Below are 20,404 nucleotides of genomic sequence, written 5' to 3'. Positions count from 1 at the left end.
CCGCACACTCTTGCACGGAGTTGGGCTTACTGCTCTTTTGGATCGGGATTATCCAGAATCGTTTGCGTTTGTGCTGTACGGAACTCGTCGACAGCTTCGCGCACACTCTCATCAGAGGTGCCAATAATCTGTGCGGCCAGTAATCCGGCGTTGGTAGCGCCCGCGTTGCCAATGGCCAGGGTGCCAACGGCAATGCCGCCGGGCATTTGGACAATAGAAAGTAACGAGTCAAGGCCGCTGAGCGCTTTGGATTGAACGGGCACGCCCAGTACCGGTAGAGATGTCTGCGAAGCGACCATGCCGGGGAGGTGAGCTGCGCCGCCGGCACCTGCAATGATGACTTTCAGGCCGCGATCGGACGCTGTTTTTGCATAGTCGAATAGCAGATCCGGGGTGCGGTGAGCCGAGACGACTTTGGTTTCATAGGCGACGCCGAGTTTCTCGAGCATGTTGGCGGCGTGTTCCATGGTGGGCCAGTCGGATTTCGAGCCCATGATAAGTCCTACAAGCGGCTGCATACGCAACAGTCCTGTGATAATTGGAAAGCCGGACATTGTATGTTTTGGCTATCTACCATGCAAGGAAGGCGGCTTCGTGATTTCAACCCATCCGCAAGTGCATGTATTATCAGTGTCAGTTACTTAAACCGCCCATATTCAGGAGCTGCAATGGAACCCATCCGTCCAGATGACGATGAACTGAGAGCTGAACGGCCTTTTGGCGCCGCGGAGAAAAAGGCACCAGCCCAGAAGAAGCCGAAATCGTCAGCGGAGGCTTCAGGCGGAAAAGTGAAGCCACCGAAGCCGGCACAGAAGAGCGCTGGTAATAGTAACGGCGGCGGTAGTGGTCGGTCCGGGCTGGCGGTTTTATGGTTGCTGGTCATCGCGGTGGCTGTCGCGTCCATTGCTGGGTGGTATTCCCAGAATCAACGGATTCAGATGCTTGAGGGGCAACTGGAGGAGGCGGATTACTGGGCCCGTCAGAGCAAGCTGGCATTGGCAAGATTCGAAGGTGACCTTTCACAAACCGGAGAGAATCTGCAAGAGCATGGAGCGTCTCTGGCTGAGCAGCTTGACGCCCAGAAGAAGCAACTTGATGTGGCGGATAGCGAGATCCGTAAGCTGTGGGCCATCGCAAACGAGCGCAACAAGAAGCGCCTGGATGAACACCAGGACCGAATTGCCGCGGCAGAGGGTGGGCTAACTGAAACCAAAAAGGCTGTAGCAGATGTTGAGTCTACAGTTGAACAGGTCCGCACCTCCCTTGGCGCCGACGTGGCCGCGCTGACGAAGCAAACTGAGACGTCCGTTGCAGCTCTGGAGGATTCGAGCCGGCAGGCGAGTGAGCAGCTGACGTCGCTGAGCAAGCAGTTGGCGGATGTTGATCAGGTGGTAGAGCGCCGGGTTCGTCGTTTTGAGCAGGAGCAAAAGCTCGGAATCGATGGCATGGAAGGGCGTTTGGCGGCTCTGGAGCGAAAACTGGCTGATTTGTCGGGCAATGACGGCAACCAGGCACTCAGGACTGAGCTGGCGGCGCTGCAGAAGAATGTGCAGGCAATTGACTCATCCCGTGCGCAGCTTACATCACGCCTCGTGCGGTTGTCGGAGGAAGTTAATCAGCTTCGCAGCCAGGTATCAGGCCAGTAACTGAGGTGACATCGACACTGGTGGCGCCGCACTGAGCGTGCGCGCCCTGGTTTGTAACGGTTTGTTATTCATCCCTTGCGGTAGCTCTCATTTATACGGTTTGTCAGTTGCTATGATCGGGCAACTCACCAAAGGATGAAGAGTTAACAAAAATGAAAACCCCAATGTCTTTTTTTGAGTCCCTCAAGCACGCCTCATTTTCATTTCGTGGGCTGTTAGTCGTTTCACTGTTGCTGCCTGCGTCTGGTTGTACGTTTTACCATTCCATTGGCAAAAGCGTAGGGTCTTTCCTGCATCCGGTTTCCGGTCATGACTTTGTCCATCTCGACAACGATGAATGGGACAGCAGGCATGCGGTTCTGTACTTCTATCGCACCCACTCCCAATGGGCTGAAGACGAGATCGAATCCCCCAGCGTTTATATTGATGACACCCACTACTTCAATATCCGCAATAACAGCTTTACCTGGCTTGTGGTGAATCCCGGCGAGCGTCACCTTGCCATGCGCAGGCCATTGCTTGGCCTGGAAGGGCTGAATTCGTTCAGTCTTAGCCTGATTGCAGACGCCACCTTAACGGTTGAGCCAGGCCGTATTTATTATCTGCGGTATAACGAGTTATCTGAGCCAACACAGATGCACCCGGAGCTCGATCCGGAACACCCCCTCGCAGAGGGGCACCTGCAACTGGTCACGCGGGAATACGCCATGCAGAGGCAAGAAATTATCTCAACACGGTTTCTGAACAGCGATATGCTGGCGCCTAACCATGCCGCCGTCTCCATTGTAGAAACCAACGAAGATGTCGACTACGAGCGGCGGATATCGCTTCTTGAAGAAGAGCGCGACCTTGAGATTGAAAGGCTTGAACGTGAGGGGCTTTATGAGCCGGCTCCATGGTACTGGCCATTCGGAGGCGGTCCTTCGGTGCCGTTGGAGGCGGACCGGAAAATTGAGCAGCTGGAGCAGGAATATGCGTCGCTGGAGCTGGAGCGCGAACGTCGTGAGGAGGCAGAATCTGACGGCTGGTGGTTTTTCTAGGGTTTCCCGAAAAAGATTTGACACCGCCGAACAAATGCTTAAAATGCGCCTCTCACTTGGTTGAGCAATGAAGCCTGTTTACAGGCAACATAAGCAATATCAGGTGAGTGCCTTTGAAAGGTACCAGAGTGGGTGGTTAGCTCAGCTGGGAGAGCATCGCCCTTACAAGGCGAGGGTCACTGGTTCGATCCCAGTACCACCCACCACTTTCTTTCAAGGTAGGCATCAAACTCTTGAGTTTGGTGTGCGATTCAGGCTTAATGCCGGATCGATGCGGAGCGGTAGTTCAGTTGGTTAGAATACCGGCCTGTCACGCCGGGGGTCGCGGGTTCGAGTCCCGTCCGCTCCGCCATTTTATTCCTGGGTGGTTAGCTCAGCTGGGAGAGCATCGCCCTTACAAGGCGAGGGTCACTGGTTCGATCCCAGTACCACCCACCAGATTCCGAAAAAGGGCAAGTCCATTGGACTTGCCCTTTTTTATTACCTGCCGATCAGTGACTGACCGCACACCCGCACAACGTTCCCGTTTACGCCACCCGAAGCCGGGCTGCAATACCAGGCAATGGTTTCTGCAACGTCTACCGGCTGGCCGCCCTGCGAAAGACTGTTCATGCGTCGCCCGACTTCGCGCAATGTCAGGGGCATGGCTGCTGTCATCTGGGTTTCAATAAAGCCCGGCGCTACGGCGTTAATAGTAATGCCGTTCTTAACCTGTTTGGCCATAGCTTCCACATAACCGATTACACCGGATTTTGCCGCAGAGTAATTGCTCTGCCCGAAGTTCCCGGCGATACCGCTGATGGAGGATATACAGACAATACGGCCATCCTCGCGAAGCAGCTCCCTGCTCATGAGTTCATCATTGATGTGTTCCTCTGCAGTGAGGTTCACGGCGATGGTTATATCCCAGAAATGCTCAGGCATGTTGCCCAGAGTTTTGTCGCGGGTAATACCTGCGTTGTGGATGACCAGATCCACACCGCCAAAATGGTTTTCAACAAAATCGGCGATTTTGACAGGCGCGTCCTGAGCAGTAATGTCGCAGGAGAGGGCCTTACCTTTGATCGCGCGCATCACGTTTTCGAGGTCTGCCATTGCAGGCTCGATATCAAGACCGACTACCGTGGCACCATCCCGTGCCAGAGTTTCTGCAATTGAAGCGCCAATACCCCGTGAGGCACCTGTGACCAGTGCAACCTTTCCAGTGAGCGGAGCGACCGGGTTGATCGTCGGCGTGCTGGCGCTTTTGCCAACTCGTACAACCTGGCCTGAAACATATGCAGATCGTGCAGAAAGGAAGAAGCGGAGGCTGGATTCCAGCTGCTTTTCGGCGTTTGGTGCCATCCACAGAAGATTAGCGGTTGCGCCTTTTTTGCCAATTTCTTTACCAATACTGCGAGTAAACCCTTCCAGCGCCTGTTGTGCGGCAGCCTGAGGTGCTTTTCTGCAGGTTGCCGGATCCTGGCCTACGATTACAACGCGAGCGTTGGCACCGAGTTTTTTGATGGTGGGATGAAAAAAGTCGTACAGAGCGCGAAGGTCTTCAGGACCCTTGAGGCCGGAGGCGTCGAATACCAGTGCTGAAAACTTTGTTTCAATATCTGAGCCCAGCTCAAGCGCCTGAGCTTTATTACCGGCTTTCGATGAGTCTTCCAGGGATGCTTTACCGCTTGCATGATAAAGAGTCGCGGCACTGGCGCCGAGAACGCCGCCAATCGTTGCAATGGCCCTGCCGCCAATGCCGGCACCAACCAGCACCTTCCCTTCAATAAAAGCCTGATCCGCCCGTTTGAGCCGGTTCAGCGGCACCGGTGAGGGCAGGCCAAGGGACTGTGCGGCGGTTTTACCAACCGGAGTGTTAACAAGTTTAAAGTAGATGTCAGACATGGCTTCGTCCTTGCGTTGCTATGATGTGTGGAGCATGTTGGTTAACAGAGTAAAGAATCCGCCAGCTAAGTGATTGACTCAAGGCCTTTGAGGTCTTGTCAGGCATGCCAATGAGATGATAGTTGTTGGCGCTAGACTGCTTTCATAGTTTGCTCGCTCTAGTTTGAGGGTATGAAGCTTCGCCTTCATACCCTTGCACCTTGAACCCTGGAACTTGTAAAGAAAGGATATCATCATGGCACAGGCTCAGAAGACCAACCAGAGTAAACCCGCGGCTCCAAAACCGGATGCGAAGGGTGTCGGTGGCGTTCGTCGCGTTGCTGTTATTGGTGGCAACCGGGTTCCTTTTGCCCGCTCCAATACGGTTTACAGCAAAGTAAGCAATCAGGAATTGCTGACTTCCGCTTTGCGCGGGCTTGTTGATCGCTTCGGCCTTCAGGGGAAGCGCCTGGGTGAAGTGGTTGCTGGCGCTGTGATCAAACACTCCAGCGATTTTAACCTGACTCGTGAGGCAGCACTGAGTAGCGGTCTGGCGCCCGAGACGCCGGCGTACGATGTTCAACAAGCATGCGCTACAGGGCTGGAAGCGGCGATTCTGGTTGGCAACAAGATTGCTCTTGGGCAAATTGAGTGCGGCATTGCAGGTGGTACAGACACTACATCTGACGCGCCAATCGGCGTGAGTGAAGGGTTGCGGGAGATCCTGCTTGATCTGAATCGGGCCAAGACAACCGGTGACCGGTTGAAGATTCTTACCCGCTTTCGCCCCAGCCACCTTAAACCAAATCTACCGCAGAACGGAGAGCCCCGAACAGGCATGTCCATGGGTGAGCATGCCCAGGTGACGGCCCATGAATGGTCTATACCCCGGGATGAGCAAGACCTGCTGACTTGGGAAAGCCACAGGAAACTGGCAAAGGCCTACGAAGAAGGTTTCTTTGATGATTTGATAACACCGCTTGCCGGGCTTGAGAAGGACAATATTCTGCGGCCTGACACCACGCTTGAGAAACTCGCAACACTGAAGCCAGTGTTCGATCGCGAGAAGGGCACTATGACAGCGGCGAACAGTACCGCGCTAACGGATGGCGCCTCTTGCGTGCTCCTGGCCAGTGAAGACTGGGCGAAAGCCCATAACCTTGAAGTAAAAGCCTGGCTAACATACTCGGAGGTGGCGGCAGTTGATTTTGTTGATAAAAAAGAAGGTCTTCTGATGGCTCCGACCTATGCGGTGCCGCGTCTTCTGGAAAAAGCTGGTCTTACGCTGCAGGATTTCGATTTTTACGAAATCCACGAAGCGTTTGCAGCACAGGTTCTGTCAACGCTCAAGGCCTGGGAAGACCCAGCTTTTTGCAAAGACAAGTTGGGTCTGAGCAAACCGCTTGGAAGCATTGATCGCAACAAGTTGAACGTGAAAGGCAGTAGCCTTGCCACCGGCCACCCTTTCGCGGCGACCGGCGGGCGCATTGTGGCCACCCTGGCGAAGCTCCTGGAGGAAAAGGGCAGTGGGCGCGGTCTGATTTCTATCTGCGCCGCGGGTGGCCAGGGCATAACGGCAATTCTGGAGCGATAAGTTACTGGAAACTCGGAATAGTCTTTGACAGATGGGGTCGGGCTCCGTACTATGCGCACCTCGGTGATCGAGAGGTTACCAACCAGTTTGATGCGGGGTGGAGCAGTCTGGTAGCTCGTCGGGCTCATAACCCGAAGGTCGTAGGTTCGAATCCTGCCCCCGCTACCATATAAAAGAAAGGCAGATCAGTAACTTACTGGTCTGCCTTTTTTGCGTTTTGAGTCATAGAAAAGCTTGAAGTATTCAAAGAGGCAGAAAGCTGGCTAGCGCCGAGCGGAGGACTATCCGCTCCCTGCGTGCATGCGGATGTACGAGTGCCTGTCAGGGCAGACTGGCATCTGTGGCCAATATGTTTGCCTGTCGCTGCCGTTTTTTACTCTGTAGGCGCTTGTCAACGCATTGAGTTTCGTCGTTCAGTATGACCACGCACTCCAGGCACTGGATGCATTCGTCGTAGTCAATTTCACCGTCTTTACGGATGGCATTAATGCCGCAGGCATTCTTGCAGTGCTGGCAAGGGCTGCCGCACAAGTCCACTCGATCCAGCCAACTGAAGAGTCTCAGTCGACCGATAATTGCTAATCCGGCACCCAGCGGACACAGGTAGCGGCAATAGAATTTGTGAATGAACATTCCGATTACCAGTAGGCCGACTGCATAAACAACGAATGGCCAATGGCGCACGAAAAACAGAGTGATGCTGGTTTTGAAGGGCTCCACCTCGACCAGCTTTTCCGCCAGTGTCAGGGAATAGAAAGCCGTGCCCACCAGACCGATCAGAATGGGGTATTTAATAAGAATCAGGCGGCGATGCCAGTGTTCCGGCACTTTAATCTGGCGCAGGCCAAGCTTTTCACCCAGCCAGGCCGCCATTTCCTGCAAAGCACCAAAAGGGCACAGCCAGCCACAAAACAGGCCGCGACCCCACACGAATAGGCTGATAAACGTGTATATCCATAAAATAAAAATAATGGGGTCAAGCATAAAGACATTCAGTGAGAAGCCATCCCATATTGCGATGAGAAGCGTGTAAATATTGACTACCGACAGCTGTCCCTGAGCAAAAAATCCGATAAAAAACAGAGTGAAAAACAGAAAGCCCCAACGGAATCGGTGAACCAGTTTCGGGTATTGGCTGAATGTCTTCTGGCGTGCAAAGAATACCGTCAACACAGTAAGCGCGGTTAAAACAATAGCGATCTGCCACCAGCGCTGTTTCCAAAGGCCCACCCAGACGGGCTCGCGCTCATTCATCTCTAATGACGACACATCTACCGTTTCAAAGAGGTCCTCATTGAAGCGGACAGGCACTTCCATTACGACCCGGTCTTTTACCAAATGGTTGCGGGAAAGTTCGATGTTGATATCCATCGTGGCCTCTGTGCCGGGGCTAAAGCCAGCGCTCCCACCAACGCGAAAGAAGTTATGTGCGACCAGGTCCGGCATATTGGTCGCCTGTAAGTTCAGGTCCTCGGCGGATATGTTTAAATCACGCATTTCTACGGCCAACCCGTTCTGTTTGAGGCTCAGGCGCTGAGGATTGCTGCCGGGGGTGAAATTCTCGGATACGTGGGGGTAGTCCCCCCTGGACATAACGATCATTACCTGGACATCCGGGTCCAGTCTCTCTTTCAGCGTGTTATAAGCATCGTCTCCCAACAGGTTCCGACCCACCATGGGAGAGTTAATATAGCCAAAGAAGAGTTGAGTGAAAGGCCCATCACTGGTATCACCAAAATCCCGGGGATAGTCTGCCAAGGGTCTTCCCAGCTCAGATTCAATTTCCTCATGGCTCAGTTCCCATTGCCCTATGTAGCCGCGTTCGAGCAATTGTTGCCATGTCAGAGGCTGAAAAAAATCGGTCTTTGCTTTTGTTGGTGCGGCCTGTGCGAAGCCTTCAAGTTTTCTGCGCGCTACCTGCAAAGCCGACGAAAGTACGGTGTCGTTAATGATCAAAACCGAAACCGTGGCTTTGCTGACGCCGTCAAAATACACGGTGTCACCATTGTCAGCCGATCGCCCGGAGCTTCCTGTATTAGAGGTGTTGATGATGATCTGTTTGCGCAGTGATCTGCCCTCATACTGATCAACGAACTCAAAAAGTGGCGCCTCACCCAACCCGTGCAGAAATACCGGCTCGTGATGGTGCAGCACTTTTACCCCGGTAAATCGGCCGTGTGTGTCCAGCCCTATCAACATACTGATGGGCTTGCCGGCAAAACCCTGAAGCGGGCTAAGATCCACTGATTCGTACGCATAACCCAACAGCTCCTGGAGCTGGTACACCGGATAGACAGGAAAATCGGAGAGTTTGTCCTCAATAACCGTTGCTGATGGAAAGAGTTGTTGAATGAGGGCTGTCTTCTGCTCGGAAAGTTCCGCCCGGGCGCCTGGGAGAAACATAAAGATGCAGATAAAAACGAGCATTGCGCGCCCGGCCATGGATTACCCCTGATATTTTTTTTGTAGGAGCTCTCATGCTATGGGGTTTGTATGCGGACTCAATGCGACCTCCGAACCGGTCACCTGCTACTTTATGGTTGGCCTTATTTTACGTCTTAATCCCAAAGTGCTGTTTCCAATACCTTCCAAGTAACCATAAAACCGACTCCCTCGGCCGATATCTCGGGTTTCTGTATTAGCCGATTATGGAATTCAAGCGAAAGATCACGCTTGTGGCACCTGCAACAGGGGCCATACCCATAATGTCTTTAATGTTCCGGGGGAAATATGAATAACAAAATCAGAAGATCTGGACTGGTAGTGGCAATGGCAGCTGCAATGGGTGCCAGTACTGGGGCAAACGCCGCGGTAGAGCTGTATAACGAAGATGGCACAACATTTTCAGTCGATGGCTACTTCAACGCTTTCTATGTTAATCGAGACAACGATTTGGCTGACACGCAGGATTCCCGTATCAAGATGGGCTTTCTGCCAAACACGATTGGCTTTAATTTCAGCAAAGAAATGGGTGACCTGACTCTGGGAGGGCGCTCGTCTTTCTGGACCTCGATCAATGACAGTCTGGATTCACCGACCGACACCTCAATTGATGTACGCCAGTTCTACGCAACCGTTGATGGTAGCTTCGGGCAAGTGTTGATTGGTAAAGATTTTGGCCTTTATGCGCGCTCCAATATATTCCTCGATGAAATTCTGATGGGCTTCGGTTCGCCGGGCGCGCCCGGTGGCGTATCTTTCGGCAACATTGGCGCCGGCTATGCGTATCCGACGCCATCCGCTCAGATAACCTATCGTGCTCCGGAGATGTCTGGTTTCAATATTGCGGTTGGTGTACTTGACCCAGCGGACACAGTGACCGGCGCAAACGATGAGAACTCAGCTCCGCGGTTTGAGTCGGAAATAACCTACAGCACCGATGTGAACGGATTGGGGTTGACCGGTTGGGTCAACGGCCGCTATCAGTCGGCGGAAAATGCCGGCACTACAATCGACAGTACAGGTGTTGGCTACGGCATCAAGGCCACATTGGAGGGGCTGACTCTGGCCGCGTCGGGATTTACCTCAAAGGGTGACAATCCGGTGTTGATTTCCAATGGTCCAGTAACAGAAGACGATGCTGACGGTTATCTCGTTCAGGGCTCCTACACCTTTGGGCCCAACCGTCTGGTCTTGTCTTACGGTGAGACCGACGCCGAGATTCTGAATCTTGAAACGGAAAGCACAACGATTGGTTTCTTTCATGATGTGAACAGCCATTTCAAACTCGTAGCAGAGTACAACATGTTTGAAGGGAAGAATCGGACAACTGACGTAACCAGTTCTGACATCGATACAATTGCGCTCGGCGCAATCGTTACCTTCTGATCGGTACTTGCGGCGGACGGTTTAATGGGTATCCAGCCGTCCGCCCGACTTTATGGCCTAGGACTAAAGTGCCGGTTTTTCTTATGTAGTAACATCGGGTACTGATACCGGGGTAGTCTGATCAATGACTTACGATCATTTCGGCGCACCTGTAAAGAGCACTCAAGTCGCATTGGCGGGTTGCGCCGAGGCTGTACAATGGGCGGAACGTTCTCGTTCTGCGGAAGTGCTCTCCATGTCATCAGTAACGGACTTGCCTCCCGCCCAGGTCGCCAGCACTTGCCTTCGTGATCCGGTCCTGGCGGCGAAGAAACTTGCCAGTGAACTCAATCATTCCTATCTCGGCAGTGTTCTGTTTTTCTGTTCTGCAGAGTACGACCTTGCATCTTTGGGCCCGGCTCTTGAGCAAGCATTTCCGAATGTGCGTCTTTCGGGTTGTACCTCGGCCGGAGAGATAACCACCCGGGGCTATGACCGGGGTAGTATCACCGCTATCGGCTTCGACAGCCGTTTCTTTTCGATTGAATGTGCTCTGATTCGTGAAATGGATCAGTTTTCACTGCATGACGCTCAAAGCCTGATTGATCGCCTGTTAAACAATTGTCGCAATGCACGACTGGCACCCATTAAAGGCAACACCTTTGCGATCACGCTACTGGACGGTCTTTCCAGTCGTGAAGAACTCGTGCTTTCAACATTGAATGCCGCGCTGGGCAGTATTCCGCAGTTTGGTGGGTCAGCGGGCGATGACGAGCGCCTGACAAACACTCATGTATTTTACAACGGGCGTTTCTACGCTGGGGCGGCAACTGTTCTGTTGGTGAACACCCCATTGGATTTCCGTGTATTTTCATGCCATCACATGATGGGAGGCGATGAGAAGCTGGTTGTCACTAATGCCTGTTCTGACAGTCGAACAGTTTATGAACTGAATGCAGAACCGGCGGCTGATGCCTATGCCCGTGCTGTTGGTGTTGCGGCTGATGAACTGGACAGCACGGTGTTCGCATTGCGGCCTCTGGGTGTAAAGATCGGCGGCCATTACTTTGTGCGGTCCATACAGCGTGTCAATCCGGATAAGAGCCTGACCTTTTACTGCGCGGTGGAGACCGGCATTGTAATGACGGCGATGGCCCCTGGATCCTTGCTCGAAACAGTGCAGCAACAACTTGAAATATCCGAAGATGTTGTAGGTTCGCCGCTGGTTACCATTGGCTGTGATTGCTTTTTAAGGCGCCTTGAAGCTGAACTGACGGGTAAAGCGGCGGCGCTCTCGGATTTTCTGCGCGAACATAAGGTGGTTGGTTTCAACACTTATGGCGAGCAGTTCGACGGCATACATATTAATCAGACATTCACGGGGGTAGTCATTGGCCAGCCTGATGCCGGTTCCCCGTAACGAACAGTCGCAGTCGGAAACTTCGTTGCTTCAGCGTGTTGATACGCTTGAGGCGGATAACGAGCGCCTGCGTAAAATTTGTGACGCACTGATTGTACGCGTGGAGTCCGGTGCGGCCCAGAAGCCTGAACCTTATGCCGCATTTGAGCATTCGGTAGTCCTGGCCGAACAGGTAAGAGAACGCACAGAAGCCTTGAGTCAGGCGATGGAGGAACTTCGCGACAGTAACAAGGCGCTTAACCGAGCCCGTGAAGAAGAAGAAACGACCCGCCAACGGCTGAGCGATGCTATCGAGAGTATCGCCGATGGCTTTGTGCTCTTTGATAATTGCCACCAGTTGATTCAGAGCAATAGCCGCTTTCGTAGTTATTGGCGCTATGCCGGTGTTGAGATACCTGCCCCGGGCACGGATATCGACACGGTTTGGCAGCTGGCGCTCGAGTCGGGTTTGATTGTCGAAGAGCATCGTGAGCCAGATTCTGATGGAGTGGTGCTCCTGCTCTCCAATGACCGGTGGGAACAAATGACAGAAAGACCTACCCGTGAAGGTGGTCTGGTGGTTCTGTACTCTGATATCACAGATGTAAAAAACAGCGAAATGGCGCGCCGAATCAAAGCGCTTGAAGAGAGCGAGCGTTGGGTTCGCGTGGTAACGGATCATGTGCCGGCACTGATTGCCTACGTTGGCGCCGACTTGAGTATTCAGTTCTGCAATCAGGTATACGAAGCCTGGTATGGCCTGAATGGCGAGTCGCCCTTGGGCAAGCGCCTTGAGCATGTGCATTCAGAAGAACTATATCAACGGTTATTGCCGCAGATGCTGGAAGCGCTCGCCGGTAACAATGTCAACTTCGAATTTGAAGAAATGGATGGACAGGGTCAGGTCCGCCACATGATGCGTTCCTATGTTGCGAATTTCGATGAACAAGGCGACGTTATCGGCTTTTTCGTGCTCATTCGAGACATTACGGAACGGCGCAAAACTGCGCTCGCTCTGGAGCAGGCCTACGACGACCTCGAGTGCAGAATTGAGGAACGGACCTCGGCTCTAACCGAGGTGAACAATCAGCTGCGCCAGGAAATCAGTGAGCGCGCCTCGGCGGAGGCCCGGTTGCAGGAGGCCAAGCAGGAAGCTGAGAAAGCAAACTTGTCGAAAACCAAGTTTCTGGCAGCGGTCAGCCACGACCTGTTGCAACCCTTGAACGCTGCCCGGTTGTTTACCAGCGCATTGCTGGAGCAGTCTTTTGGCCCTAAAGCCGAGGGGCTGGTGCATTCGGTCAGTACGTCGCTGGACGACGTAGAGAGTTTGCTGGGTACCCTGGTAGATATTTCAAAGCTGGATGCCGGTGTCATAAAGCCGGATGTCACCGCGTTTGACCTCCGCGACCTACTGAATAACATCGCCCGCGAGTGTCAGCAGATGGCGATTGCAGAGAATCTTACGCTGGACTTTGTGGCGTCTTCAGCAATTGTGGTGTCTGACTCCCAGTTACTGGCGCGCATACTTCGGAATTTTCTGACCAATGCCATTCGTTATACCAGCAGTGGGCGTATTTTGCTGGGCTGTCGGCGTCAGGCAGGCCACGTTGTGTTGCAGGTATGGGATACCGGCCCCGGCATTCCCCAGGACAAACTCAGTGAGATTTTTCAGGAATTTAAACGGATACGACCTGAGGGTTCGCGCCCTGATAAGGGTCTGGGCCTGGGGCTTGCTATCGTTGATAAAATTGCACGTATGCTTGGCCACGAGATCACCGTTTCGTCTGTTGAAGGCAAGGGCTCGGTATTCAGTGTCAGGGTACCGCTAGGCAAGCTGATGCCGCGACGGGCAACCACCGAAAAGACACTTGATGTGGCCGCGGATCATGGCTTGGGCGGTGCGAGGATATGGGTGATCGACAATGATCACGCTATCTGTGAAGGCATGAGAATATTGCTGGAAGGCTGGGAGTGCCGGGTGACAGCTGCCACGTCGCTGGCCGAACTGGAGCGCCAGTTAGATCCGGTTGTCAGCCCCGTGGATCTGATACTTGCAGATTATCATCTGGACAATGATGAGACAGGTGTAGACGCTGTGGCCAGCATTAATAAACGGCGTCAAAATCCGGTTCCGGTGGTAATGATTACGGCAAATTACACCAACGAACTCAAGCAGCACATTCGCGAGCTTGGTTATGTGCTGATGAACAAGCCGGTTAAGCCATTAAAGCTAAGAAGTACGCTTAACCACATGATCTCTGGCCACCCTCGCGCGCCTCACTGATAAAAGCTTAGCGTTTCAGGTACTGACTGAAATCTACATCACTGGCAGACAAAATAGCTTGCACCCTGTTATGCACACTGAGTTTGCGCAGTATTGCGGATACGTGGGCTTTCACCGTCGTTTCAGCAATGTTCAGGTTGTAGGCAATCTGTTTGTTCGATTCGCCTTTTGACATCCGTTCCAGCACCAGCAGCTGGCGTCGGGTCAGGGAGTTGAGCAATTCCGGTGAAATTGGGTTGTCATCGTTGCGCCTGCGACGGCCAGCGCTTTCTTTCCCCGTGCGAATGATGTCTGAGGGCAGATATACGTTGCCGTTCAGGATCTGTTGGATGGCTTCCGTCATTTGTGCACGCGGCGATGATTTTGTAATAAAACCTATCGCGCCGTAAGTGATGGCCTGGAGCACCACTTGCTTTTCTTCCTCCGCTGAAACAATCACGACCGGAATAGTTGGAGCTTCGTTTCGTAGCGTGATCAGCCCGTTCAACCCGTGCATGCCAGGCATATTCAGGTCCAGCAGAATAAGGTCCAGATCATCGTTTTCCCTGGCGATTGCCAGCGCACTATCGAGGTCGTCCGTTTCAAGAATTTCACTGCCTTCAAAGCCGGATTCGATAACACTGATAATCGCTTCGCGGAACAGTGGATGGTCATCGGCTATCAGTATCTTGTATGCGGGCTCCATGAGTGTTTCTACCTGTTTGTTTTCGGCATCAAGGGTCGTGACCGGACCATCATAGCGGGTTTCGGGAGTATGTGCGGCATGGGGTTCATCAAGCATGGCAACCTCCTGTTGAAGGTTTCCGGCGACAAGTAAAGACCGCGGAACCTCGTTATTATTGTGTCGGCCTCATTACACGCCATATCGGAGTTCAGTAGAACGAGACCATCGCACCAAAAAACTGGCACTAAAGTACTATTTTGGCGGGTTGTTGCCGGTGCCAGCCTGGGCATGCTCATGCTGGTTTACTGCCCAGAATTTTGGTTCTCTGTGGCCGGAAGCCGATTGTGGCCAAAATAACGAGTATGACTGTAACGCCTGTACTGACTCCCCAGGCTAAAGGACTCCACTGCAGATAAAGCGAGAAACGGATGGCTTCTACTGCGTGGGTAAAGGGATTGAACTGGCACACCCAGTACAGCCAGGGACTGGCTTCGTTCATACGCCATAGCGGGTACAGTGCCGAGGAGAGAAAGAACATCGGGAAAATGACAAAGTTCATTACCCCTGCAAAGCTTTCCAGCTGCTTTATCCAGGTGGCAATCAGCAGCCCCAGTGCACCCAGCATTAAACTTGTTAAAATCAGCGCCGGCATTACGGCCAGATAGCCCCACATCGGTGGCTTTACGTCCACCAATAAGGCGATAAACAGGAAGATATACACCTGAACCACCGACACCGAGCCCATAGCCAGCAGCTTTGTTACCAGCAGAAAAGGCCGCGGTAGGGGGCTCATCAAGAGAACCCGCATGCTGCCCAGCTCGCGGTCGTAAACCATCGATAGCGCTCCCTGCATGCTGTTGAAGAGTATGATCATGCCGCAGAGCCCTGGTGCAATGTAGGTTTCGTAGGTGATATAGGTCTGATAGGGCGGGATAATGGATATTCCAAGAACCGCGCGAAAACCGGCGGCAAACACAACCAGCCATAGCAGTGGCCGCACTAACGCACTGGCAAACCGTGTACGTTGTTGCCAAAAGCGCAGCCATTCACGAGTCTGAACGCCGGCGAAACAATGCCAGTAAGCGATGAGTTTCACGAACTCACTCCGGTAAGCGATTTGAAGGTTTCCGCGAGACTGTCCGTGGCCGTCTGTCTGCATAGTTCGTGGCCAGATTCGTCAGCCATCAGCTGGCCAAGGTGTAAAATCATTACACGGTCGTGCTCTTGTACTTCTTCAATCAGATGGGTAGCCCAAAGTACCGTGAGGTTGTCTTCGCGGCAAAGCCGGCGAACATGTTCGTTCAGGGCATTTCGGCTGGCGATATCCAGGCCTGCGGTGGGCTCGTCCAGCAACAGCAATGTAGGTTGGTGCAGCAGGGCGCGGGCAATTTCTACCCGTCGCCGGTGGCCGCCATTAAGTGTTCTTACTGCGTCGTTGGCCCGGTCCATTAAATCAAACCGTTCCAGCTCCCGGTCCCCGCGCCGTCGCGCCTGCTTACGTGAGAGTCCGTGCAGAGCGCTGTGATACATAAGGTTCTGGCGTACGCTCAGATCCAGGTCCAGGGCGTTTTGCTGAAACACCACGCCGATCTGGCGCATGGCCTCGGCGGGGTGCTTCTTCAGGGATCGCCCGGCGAGCAGAATGTCGCCCTGCTGCAAAGCGAGCAGGCGTGTCAGCAGACCAAACAGGGTAGATTTACCCGCCCCGTTAGGTCCGAGCAGGGCGTGAAAACGCCCCTTGTCGAGAGCAAAATTGATGTCTGTGAGTACCGGTTGGCTACCGTAGCGAAAACCGATATCCCTGGCGGTCAGTGTCATGAGTTAGGGTCGATCACTACGCCCCAGGGGTAGCGTCCCACCTTGATTGATTTAATAACCTTCATGTCCTCTATATCAATCACTGACACATCGCCGGAAACACCATTGGTGGTGTAAAGCTGAGTTTGATCCTTGTTCAGGTCCAGCTGCCACACCCGGCTGCCAACCAACAGATAATCCAGCACTTCGTAGGTTTTGGCATCCACCACCGCCACGTGGTTTGCGGGGCCAAGTGCGACAAATGCATATTTGCCGTCAGACGTCAGCTCAATGCCAACGGGTTGCACCCGGTCCTGATTGACCCCCGGCACTTTGAAGGACATTTCGTGAATCTGCTCGAGTTTGTCCACGTCAATGATATGAACGGTGCCGCCAATTTCCGCTGAAGCCCAGGCGATCTTGCTGTCTTCGCTGAATTCCACATGTCGCGGGCGCTGGCCCACCACAATGTTCTTGTCGATTTCAAACGTTTCAGTGTTGATCCAGTGCAGCATGCTGGTGGTTTCCGAGGTGTTCACAGCCCACTTGCCATCCGGGCTCACGGCCATGCCTTCGGGCTCTATACCGACATCAATCTGGGCAAGAACAACCTTGGTGGAAACGTCGACCACGGTTACTATCGCATCGTCTTCGTTGGCAATGTACAGGTGTTTATTGTTCGGATGCAGGGCGAACTGCTCAGGGTCTTCACCCGAGGGCAGGGTGTCTATAATTTTGCGGCTGGCCAGGTCCAGCACCTGAACCGTATCGTCATCGCTCGCGCAGATGTATAGCTTGGTGTAATCCTTGGACAGCAGAATGCCCCGCGGCCGGGCACCAATCTCAATGGTTTCTACGACCTCCATGGTTGCGGTATCAATCACCGACAAGGTGTTGTCCTTCTCGTTGGACACGTAGGCAACACTTGCCATTGCAGGTGCGGACAACCCGATAAGGGAGGCCAAAACGGTTTTTCTGAGCAGCGATTTCATCGGTAAACTCCTTATTGTTCTGAATGGCGAGCGCGCAGGCGGTCAGCCGTTGATACGACAATTACTTTCCGGCTCATCAAAGCCGAGGGTGTCCATTTCGGTGCGCGGGTGAATAAAACCCTCGAAGGGTGCAGTTGCCACCAAACCTCTCGGATGTATCAGGGGAATGGGTTGGCGTAGCTGGCCATTCCACTGCCGGTAATTCAGTTTTCTGCCTTTGAAAGCGGCCAATTGAAAGCGGTCACTGAAGATAAACTGGCGGATACTGCTGGCATCAGCTTGTCCCGTTTGAGTAACCGCGGTACCCACTGAGCGAACGGCCGTCCAGGCGGCGTAATCGGCGCTGTTCATATTACGGCCGGCCAGTTCCTGGAAACGGCTTTGCAACTGCGCCGCACCCCAGCTTTCAACAACTCGATGCCAGGCCACCGGTGACATGCCCTGAGTGCCAACCACGGGGCGTGGCAGCCATGTATTGAAAGGCACGTATTCGCCAAAGTCGCCGCGCACATCCGCCACCACTACCGCGTCATAGTCTTTTGCCTGGGTGAAAAGTGGTAACTCCTTGGCGGCAGTGCGACGCAGGTCTGCATCGAAGGTCCAGGGCTTATCTTCAATAATTTTCACTCCGAAACGCTTGGCTGAACGGCGAAAGGCGTCGGCCCATGCAAGATCTTCTGCGGTGGGGCCGGTGATCAGAAATACCGCGTTCCAGCGCCGCAGTTGTAACCACTGGTTAAGGGCGTCTGTGAGCATGGCGTAACTGGGGATGGTGTGCAGAAGGTTGCTGTTGCACTCCCGGGTTCGCAGCGTGTCGTCGGCGGCACCTGCGTTAAAAACCAGAGTGTCGGCGCTTGCTTTGTTCATCATGGCAGCCAGTGTGCTGGCAGGCACGTTGGCCACGAACACCTGAACGCCCTGCTGTTGGAGCGCCTCAAATTCAGTAATGGCTGCCTGCTCCGAATCCGTCACCTGGGTAGTCAGCTCATAGTTGTGCCCCATGAACTTGCCCGTAGTGCTGTTGTCGGCGATGGCCAGTTCAGCACCGCGTAAGCCGGCATCTTTCGGTTCGGGCAACACATTGGATAGCACCGGCCCGGTATCTGGTTTCCATTGCAGGTAGCCGATGCGCACATTCAGCGGGTCTGCCGCAGTGGCGGGTAGTACGGTCAGAGCGGCGAGTAGAAAAGTGACGACCATAAGTGATGGTCGGAACCTTAAACGAAACACATAGTGAAGCATGGCGCTCTCCGGTTTTTATTGTGTGACCAGCTTAGTGAAGGGAAAAAGTCCCGGGAATATTCAGAAAGTAGGAAACTGCCAGTACTAAAGGACTATTCCGCTCCCGGACAGCTTGTTTAGCATGGGATACAAGCATACGTGCTGGCTTTCCATGCACTTTATCGAGCACTGAAAATGACGGTTTTCCGGAAGATTTCCCTGCTGATGCTGCTCCTGTTTACCGCTATTTATGGCGTGGGTGCAGTACTGTATGTGCAGCAGGCTCAGTACGATATTGGTCGGGAACTGGCGGCGGTATCCGGCGTTGCTCAATCTTTGGGGGCAGCGGAAACCTTGCCTCCGGATGTGGTTCAGTCCCTTCGTCACATGCGCCCCACGCAGGGCTCCGGTTCAGCTGTCAATCATGAAGTGCCTTTCTGGTTTGCTAGCATCGTTACTGGCGAACGTGCTTTTGAGGTGGTGAACGGCTGGCGTATAGATCCAGCGGACGAAGTGGAGGAAGTCTGGGAGGGCTTTGTGCTGATATCGGCTTCCTACGCGGTGGGGATGGTGTTGTGTTTTTTGGCGCTGTTCTGGATGGTAAAGCAGGGAGTGCGGCCGTTGACCGAACTCTCCTCTGCTATGGCTGCCGTTGCCGACGGTTGTCTGGCGTCGCGTTTGCCAAGCCAGCGGGTTATGGAGCTGGACACCCTGGCGCAGCGCTTCAATCATATGGTTTTAGCACTTGAGAACGAGCAGCAAACCGTTAGCCGTCTGCTCAACGAGTTGTTGCAGCTGCAAGACCGGGAACGGGAGCACATTGCCCGGGTGTTGCATGATGATCTTGGCCAGTACCTGACGGGTATTCGCGCCCAGGCAAAAAGTTGGGTTTATGACCCGGAACTGAACGAGCGCCAGAAGCAGCAAGCCCGGGACCTGGCTGGGCATTGTGAAACGGTTCAGCGGCACTTTCGTCACCTGCTACAGGATTTGCATCCGTTAGCGATGGAACAATTGGGCCTGGCAGGTGCCATTCAGCACCTGGCCGAGCAGTGGCAGCACCTGAGCGGTCTGAATTGCCAGCTGACGATGGATGAACACTTGGCAGACATGTCCGGAGAGCAACAAACGCACCTGTATCGATTTCTGCAGGAAGCCCTGAATAATGTATCGCGTCATGCGAACGCAACCTGCGCCACTCTTGCGGTCACCCTGAACGCAGGTGAGCTGCATATTGAACTGCGTGACGATGGCGCAGGTACCGACAATTTTCCTGAAAAAGCCGGGTTGGGACTGCGCTCGATGCACGAGCGAGCTCGTTGTCTGGGGGGGCGTGTGCGATTTTTGAGCAAGGTTGGCGAGGGCACGAAAATACAGTTAGCCGTTCCGCTGCATCCGTCCTGTGCGTTTGGGAGCCTATTATGAAACTGATGATTGTGGATGACCACCAGGTGGTTCGCCAGGGCATTGCGAATTTGCTTCGCTCTATGATTCCTGGCATGGAGGTCACCGAGGCGGAGAACGGTCAGCAGGCTGTCACCCAATATGGGCCGTGTCGGCCTGATGTGTTGTTACTGGATATGGGGCTGCCGGATATCTCCGGGCTTGAGGTTGGGCGACGTGTTCGCCAGCGCTGGCAGGGGGCCGCTATCCTGTTTTTTACTATGCACGATGAACTACCTCTGGTGCGCCAGGCGTTGGATGTGGGCAGTATGGGATTTGTATCCAAGAGCTGTGCGCCGGAGGAACTCGCAGAAGCCGTCAGGCGAGTGGCGTCTGGTCAGCCCTACATTGAGCATGCCATTGCTACACGCCTGGCAATGAATAGCGAACGGCCTGTTGATTATCGTCTGAAAGATATGACCCAGAGAGAAATGGAGGTTCTGTTGATGTATGCCCGGGGCGACAACGTTTCGGGTATTGCAGAGCAGCTTTGTATCAGCAGCAAAACCGTGTCCAATCATTTGGCGCTGTTGAAAAGCAAATTACAGGTTGGTTCCTCCGTGGAACTGATACATCTTGCAGTAGACGCGGGCCTGGTGCGTTATGGCCAGCGAGGTGCTGGCCAAAGATCCTGAAACCGGCTCCTGACGA

Annotated in this window: 16 protein-coding genes and 4 tRNA genes; 12 read left to right on the top strand and 8 right to left on the bottom strand. The window is 53.7% G+C overall.

Annotation, left to right across the window (positions count from 1 at the left end; genetic code table 11):
- Positions 1 to 26: 26 nt before the first annotated feature.
- Positions 27 to 518 carry a 5-(carboxyamino)imidazole ribonucleotide mutase gene (gene purE / locus Q4501_RS16025; RefSeq protein ID WP_303597268.1) on the bottom strand — a complete coding sequence of 164 codons (492 nt, stop codon included), beginning with the start codon at positions 516 to 518 and terminating at the stop codon, positions 27 to 29.
- 150 nt (positions 519 to 668) lie between these two features.
- On the opposite strand from purE, the gene Q4501_RS16020 reads away from it, so the two are divergent.
- The 5 genes from Q4501_RS16020 (at position 669) to Q4501_RS16000 (ending at position 3,124) form a co-directional block, all read left to right on the top strand.
- Positions 669 to 1,646 (top strand): hypothetical protein, encoded by a 978-nt coding sequence (locus Q4501_RS16020; RefSeq protein WP_303597267.1) that lies wholly within the window; start codon positions 669 to 671, stop codon positions 1,644 to 1,646.
- 152 nt (positions 1,647 to 1,798) lie between these two features.
- A complete protein-coding gene (locus Q4501_RS16015) occupies positions 1,799 to 2,686 on the top strand; it encodes a DUF2846 domain-containing protein (RefSeq protein WP_303597266.1) in 888 nt (295 codons plus the stop codon).
- A gap of 130 nt (positions 2,687 to 2,816) precedes the next feature.
- Positions 2,817 to 2,892 (top strand) — tRNA-Val (locus tag Q4501_RS16010).
- A gap of 69 nt (positions 2,893 to 2,961) precedes the next feature.
- Positions 2,962 to 3,038, top strand: a tRNA-Asp gene (locus Q4501_RS16005).
- Between the two features lie 10 nt (positions 3,039 to 3,048).
- A tRNA-Val gene (locus Q4501_RS16000) sits at positions 3,049 to 3,124 on the top strand.
- Positions 3,125 to 3,166: 42 nt separating this feature from the next.
- Here Q4501_RS16000 and Q4501_RS15995 read toward each other — a convergent pair.
- Positions 3,167 to 4,573: a 3-oxoacyl-ACP reductase gene (locus Q4501_RS15995; protein WP_303597265.1), complete on the bottom strand. Its 1,407-nt coding sequence runs from the start codon at positions 4,571 to 4,573 to the stop codon at positions 3,167 to 3,169.
- 235 nt (positions 4,574 to 4,808) lie between these two features.
- Between Q4501_RS15995 and Q4501_RS15990 the strand changes: the two genes are divergently transcribed.
- Both Q4501_RS15990 and Q4501_RS15985 read left to right on the top strand, forming a co-directional pair.
- The gene (locus tag Q4501_RS15990) at positions 4,809 to 6,146 is read left to right on the top strand and encodes an acetyl-CoA C-acetyltransferase (protein WP_303597264.1); all 1,338 of its coding nucleotides are present in this window, start codon (positions 4,809 to 4,811) and stop codon (positions 6,144 to 6,146) included.
- Between the two features lie 91 nt (positions 6,147 to 6,237).
- Positions 6,238 to 6,314 (top strand) — tRNA-Met (locus tag Q4501_RS15985).
- Positions 6,315 to 6,467: 153 nt separating this feature from the next.
- Here Q4501_RS15985 and Q4501_RS15980 read toward each other — a convergent pair.
- Positions 6,468 to 8,588 carry a NosR/NirI family protein gene (locus Q4501_RS15980; RefSeq protein WP_303597263.1) on the bottom strand — a complete coding sequence of 707 codons (2,121 nt, stop codon included), beginning with the start codon at positions 8,586 to 8,588 and terminating at the stop codon, positions 6,468 to 6,470.
- A 288-nt stretch (positions 8,589 to 8,876) separates the two neighbouring features.
- On the opposite strand from Q4501_RS15980, the gene Q4501_RS15975 reads away from it, so the two are divergent.
- The 3 genes from Q4501_RS15975 to Q4501_RS15965 all read left to right on the top strand — a co-directional run bounded on the left by Q4501_RS15975 (position 8,877) and on the right by Q4501_RS15965 (position 13,636).
- Positions 8,877 to 9,974, top strand: a complete 1,098-nt coding sequence (locus Q4501_RS15975; RefSeq protein WP_303597262.1) for a porin — start codon at positions 8,877 to 8,879, stop codon at positions 9,972 to 9,974.
- Positions 9,975 to 10,098: 124 nt separating this feature from the next.
- Complete coding sequence (gene nosP / locus Q4501_RS15970; RefSeq protein ID WP_303597261.1) at positions 10,099 to 11,373, top strand: nitric oxide-sensing protein NosP; 1,275 nt, start codon at positions 10,099 to 10,101, stop codon at positions 11,371 to 11,373.
- A complete protein-coding gene (locus tag Q4501_RS15965; protein ID WP_303597420.1) occupies positions 11,357 to 13,636 on the top strand; it encodes a hybrid sensor histidine kinase/response regulator in 2,280 nt (759 codons plus the stop codon). The genes nosP and Q4501_RS15965 overlap by 17 nt, the downstream gene beginning before the upstream one ends.
- 7 nt (positions 13,637 to 13,643) lie before the next feature.
- On the opposite strand, the gene Q4501_RS15960 is transcribed toward Q4501_RS15965, so the two are convergent.
- The 5 genes from Q4501_RS15960 to Q4501_RS15940 form a co-directional block, all read right to left on the bottom strand.
- Complete coding sequence (locus tag Q4501_RS15960) at positions 13,644 to 14,321, bottom strand: response regulator transcription factor (RefSeq protein ID WP_303597419.1); 678 nt, start codon at positions 14,319 to 14,321, stop codon at positions 13,644 to 13,646.
- A 271-nt stretch (positions 14,322 to 14,592) separates the two neighbouring features.
- On the bottom strand, positions 14,593 to 15,396 hold the full coding sequence (locus tag Q4501_RS15955) for an ABC transporter permease (RefSeq protein WP_303597260.1): 804 nt from the start codon (positions 15,394 to 15,396) through the stop codon (positions 14,593 to 14,595).
- A complete protein-coding gene (locus Q4501_RS15950) occupies positions 15,393 to 16,118 on the bottom strand; it encodes an ATP-binding cassette domain-containing protein (protein WP_303597259.1) in 726 nt (241 codons plus the stop codon). Before Q4501_RS15950 ends, Q4501_RS15955 begins: the two co-directional genes overlap by 4 nt.
- A complete protein-coding gene (locus Q4501_RS15945; RefSeq protein ID WP_303597258.1) occupies positions 16,115 to 17,089 on the bottom strand; it encodes a YVTN family beta-propeller repeat protein in 975 nt (324 codons plus the stop codon). Before Q4501_RS15945 ends, Q4501_RS15950 begins: the two co-directional genes overlap by 4 nt.
- Positions 17,090 to 17,131: 42 nt before the next feature.
- A complete protein-coding gene (locus tag Q4501_RS15940; protein WP_303597418.1) occupies positions 17,132 to 18,289 on the bottom strand; it encodes an ABC transporter substrate-binding protein in 1,158 nt (385 codons plus the stop codon).
- Positions 18,290 to 18,469: 180 nt separating this feature from the next.
- Here Q4501_RS15940 and Q4501_RS15935 point away from each other — a divergent pair, with 180 nt between their 5' ends.
- A complete protein-coding gene (locus Q4501_RS15935; RefSeq protein WP_303597257.1) occupies positions 18,470 to 19,735 on the top strand; it encodes an ATP-binding protein in 1,266 nt (421 codons plus the stop codon).
- Positions 19,732 to 20,388, top strand: coding sequence for a response regulator transcription factor (locus Q4501_RS15930; protein WP_303597256.1), 657 nt, complete (start codon positions 19,732 to 19,734; stop codon positions 20,386 to 20,388). The genes Q4501_RS15935 and Q4501_RS15930 overlap by 4 nt, the downstream gene beginning before the upstream one ends.
- Positions 20,389 to 20,404 lie beyond the last annotated feature (16 nt).

Source organism: Marinobacter sp. 2_MG-2023 (assembly GCF_030546935.1).
Classification (GTDB): Bacteria; Pseudomonadota; Gammaproteobacteria; order Pseudomonadales; family Oleiphilaceae; genus Marinobacter.
This window is presented reverse-complemented; position numbering and strand designations above follow the sequence as displayed.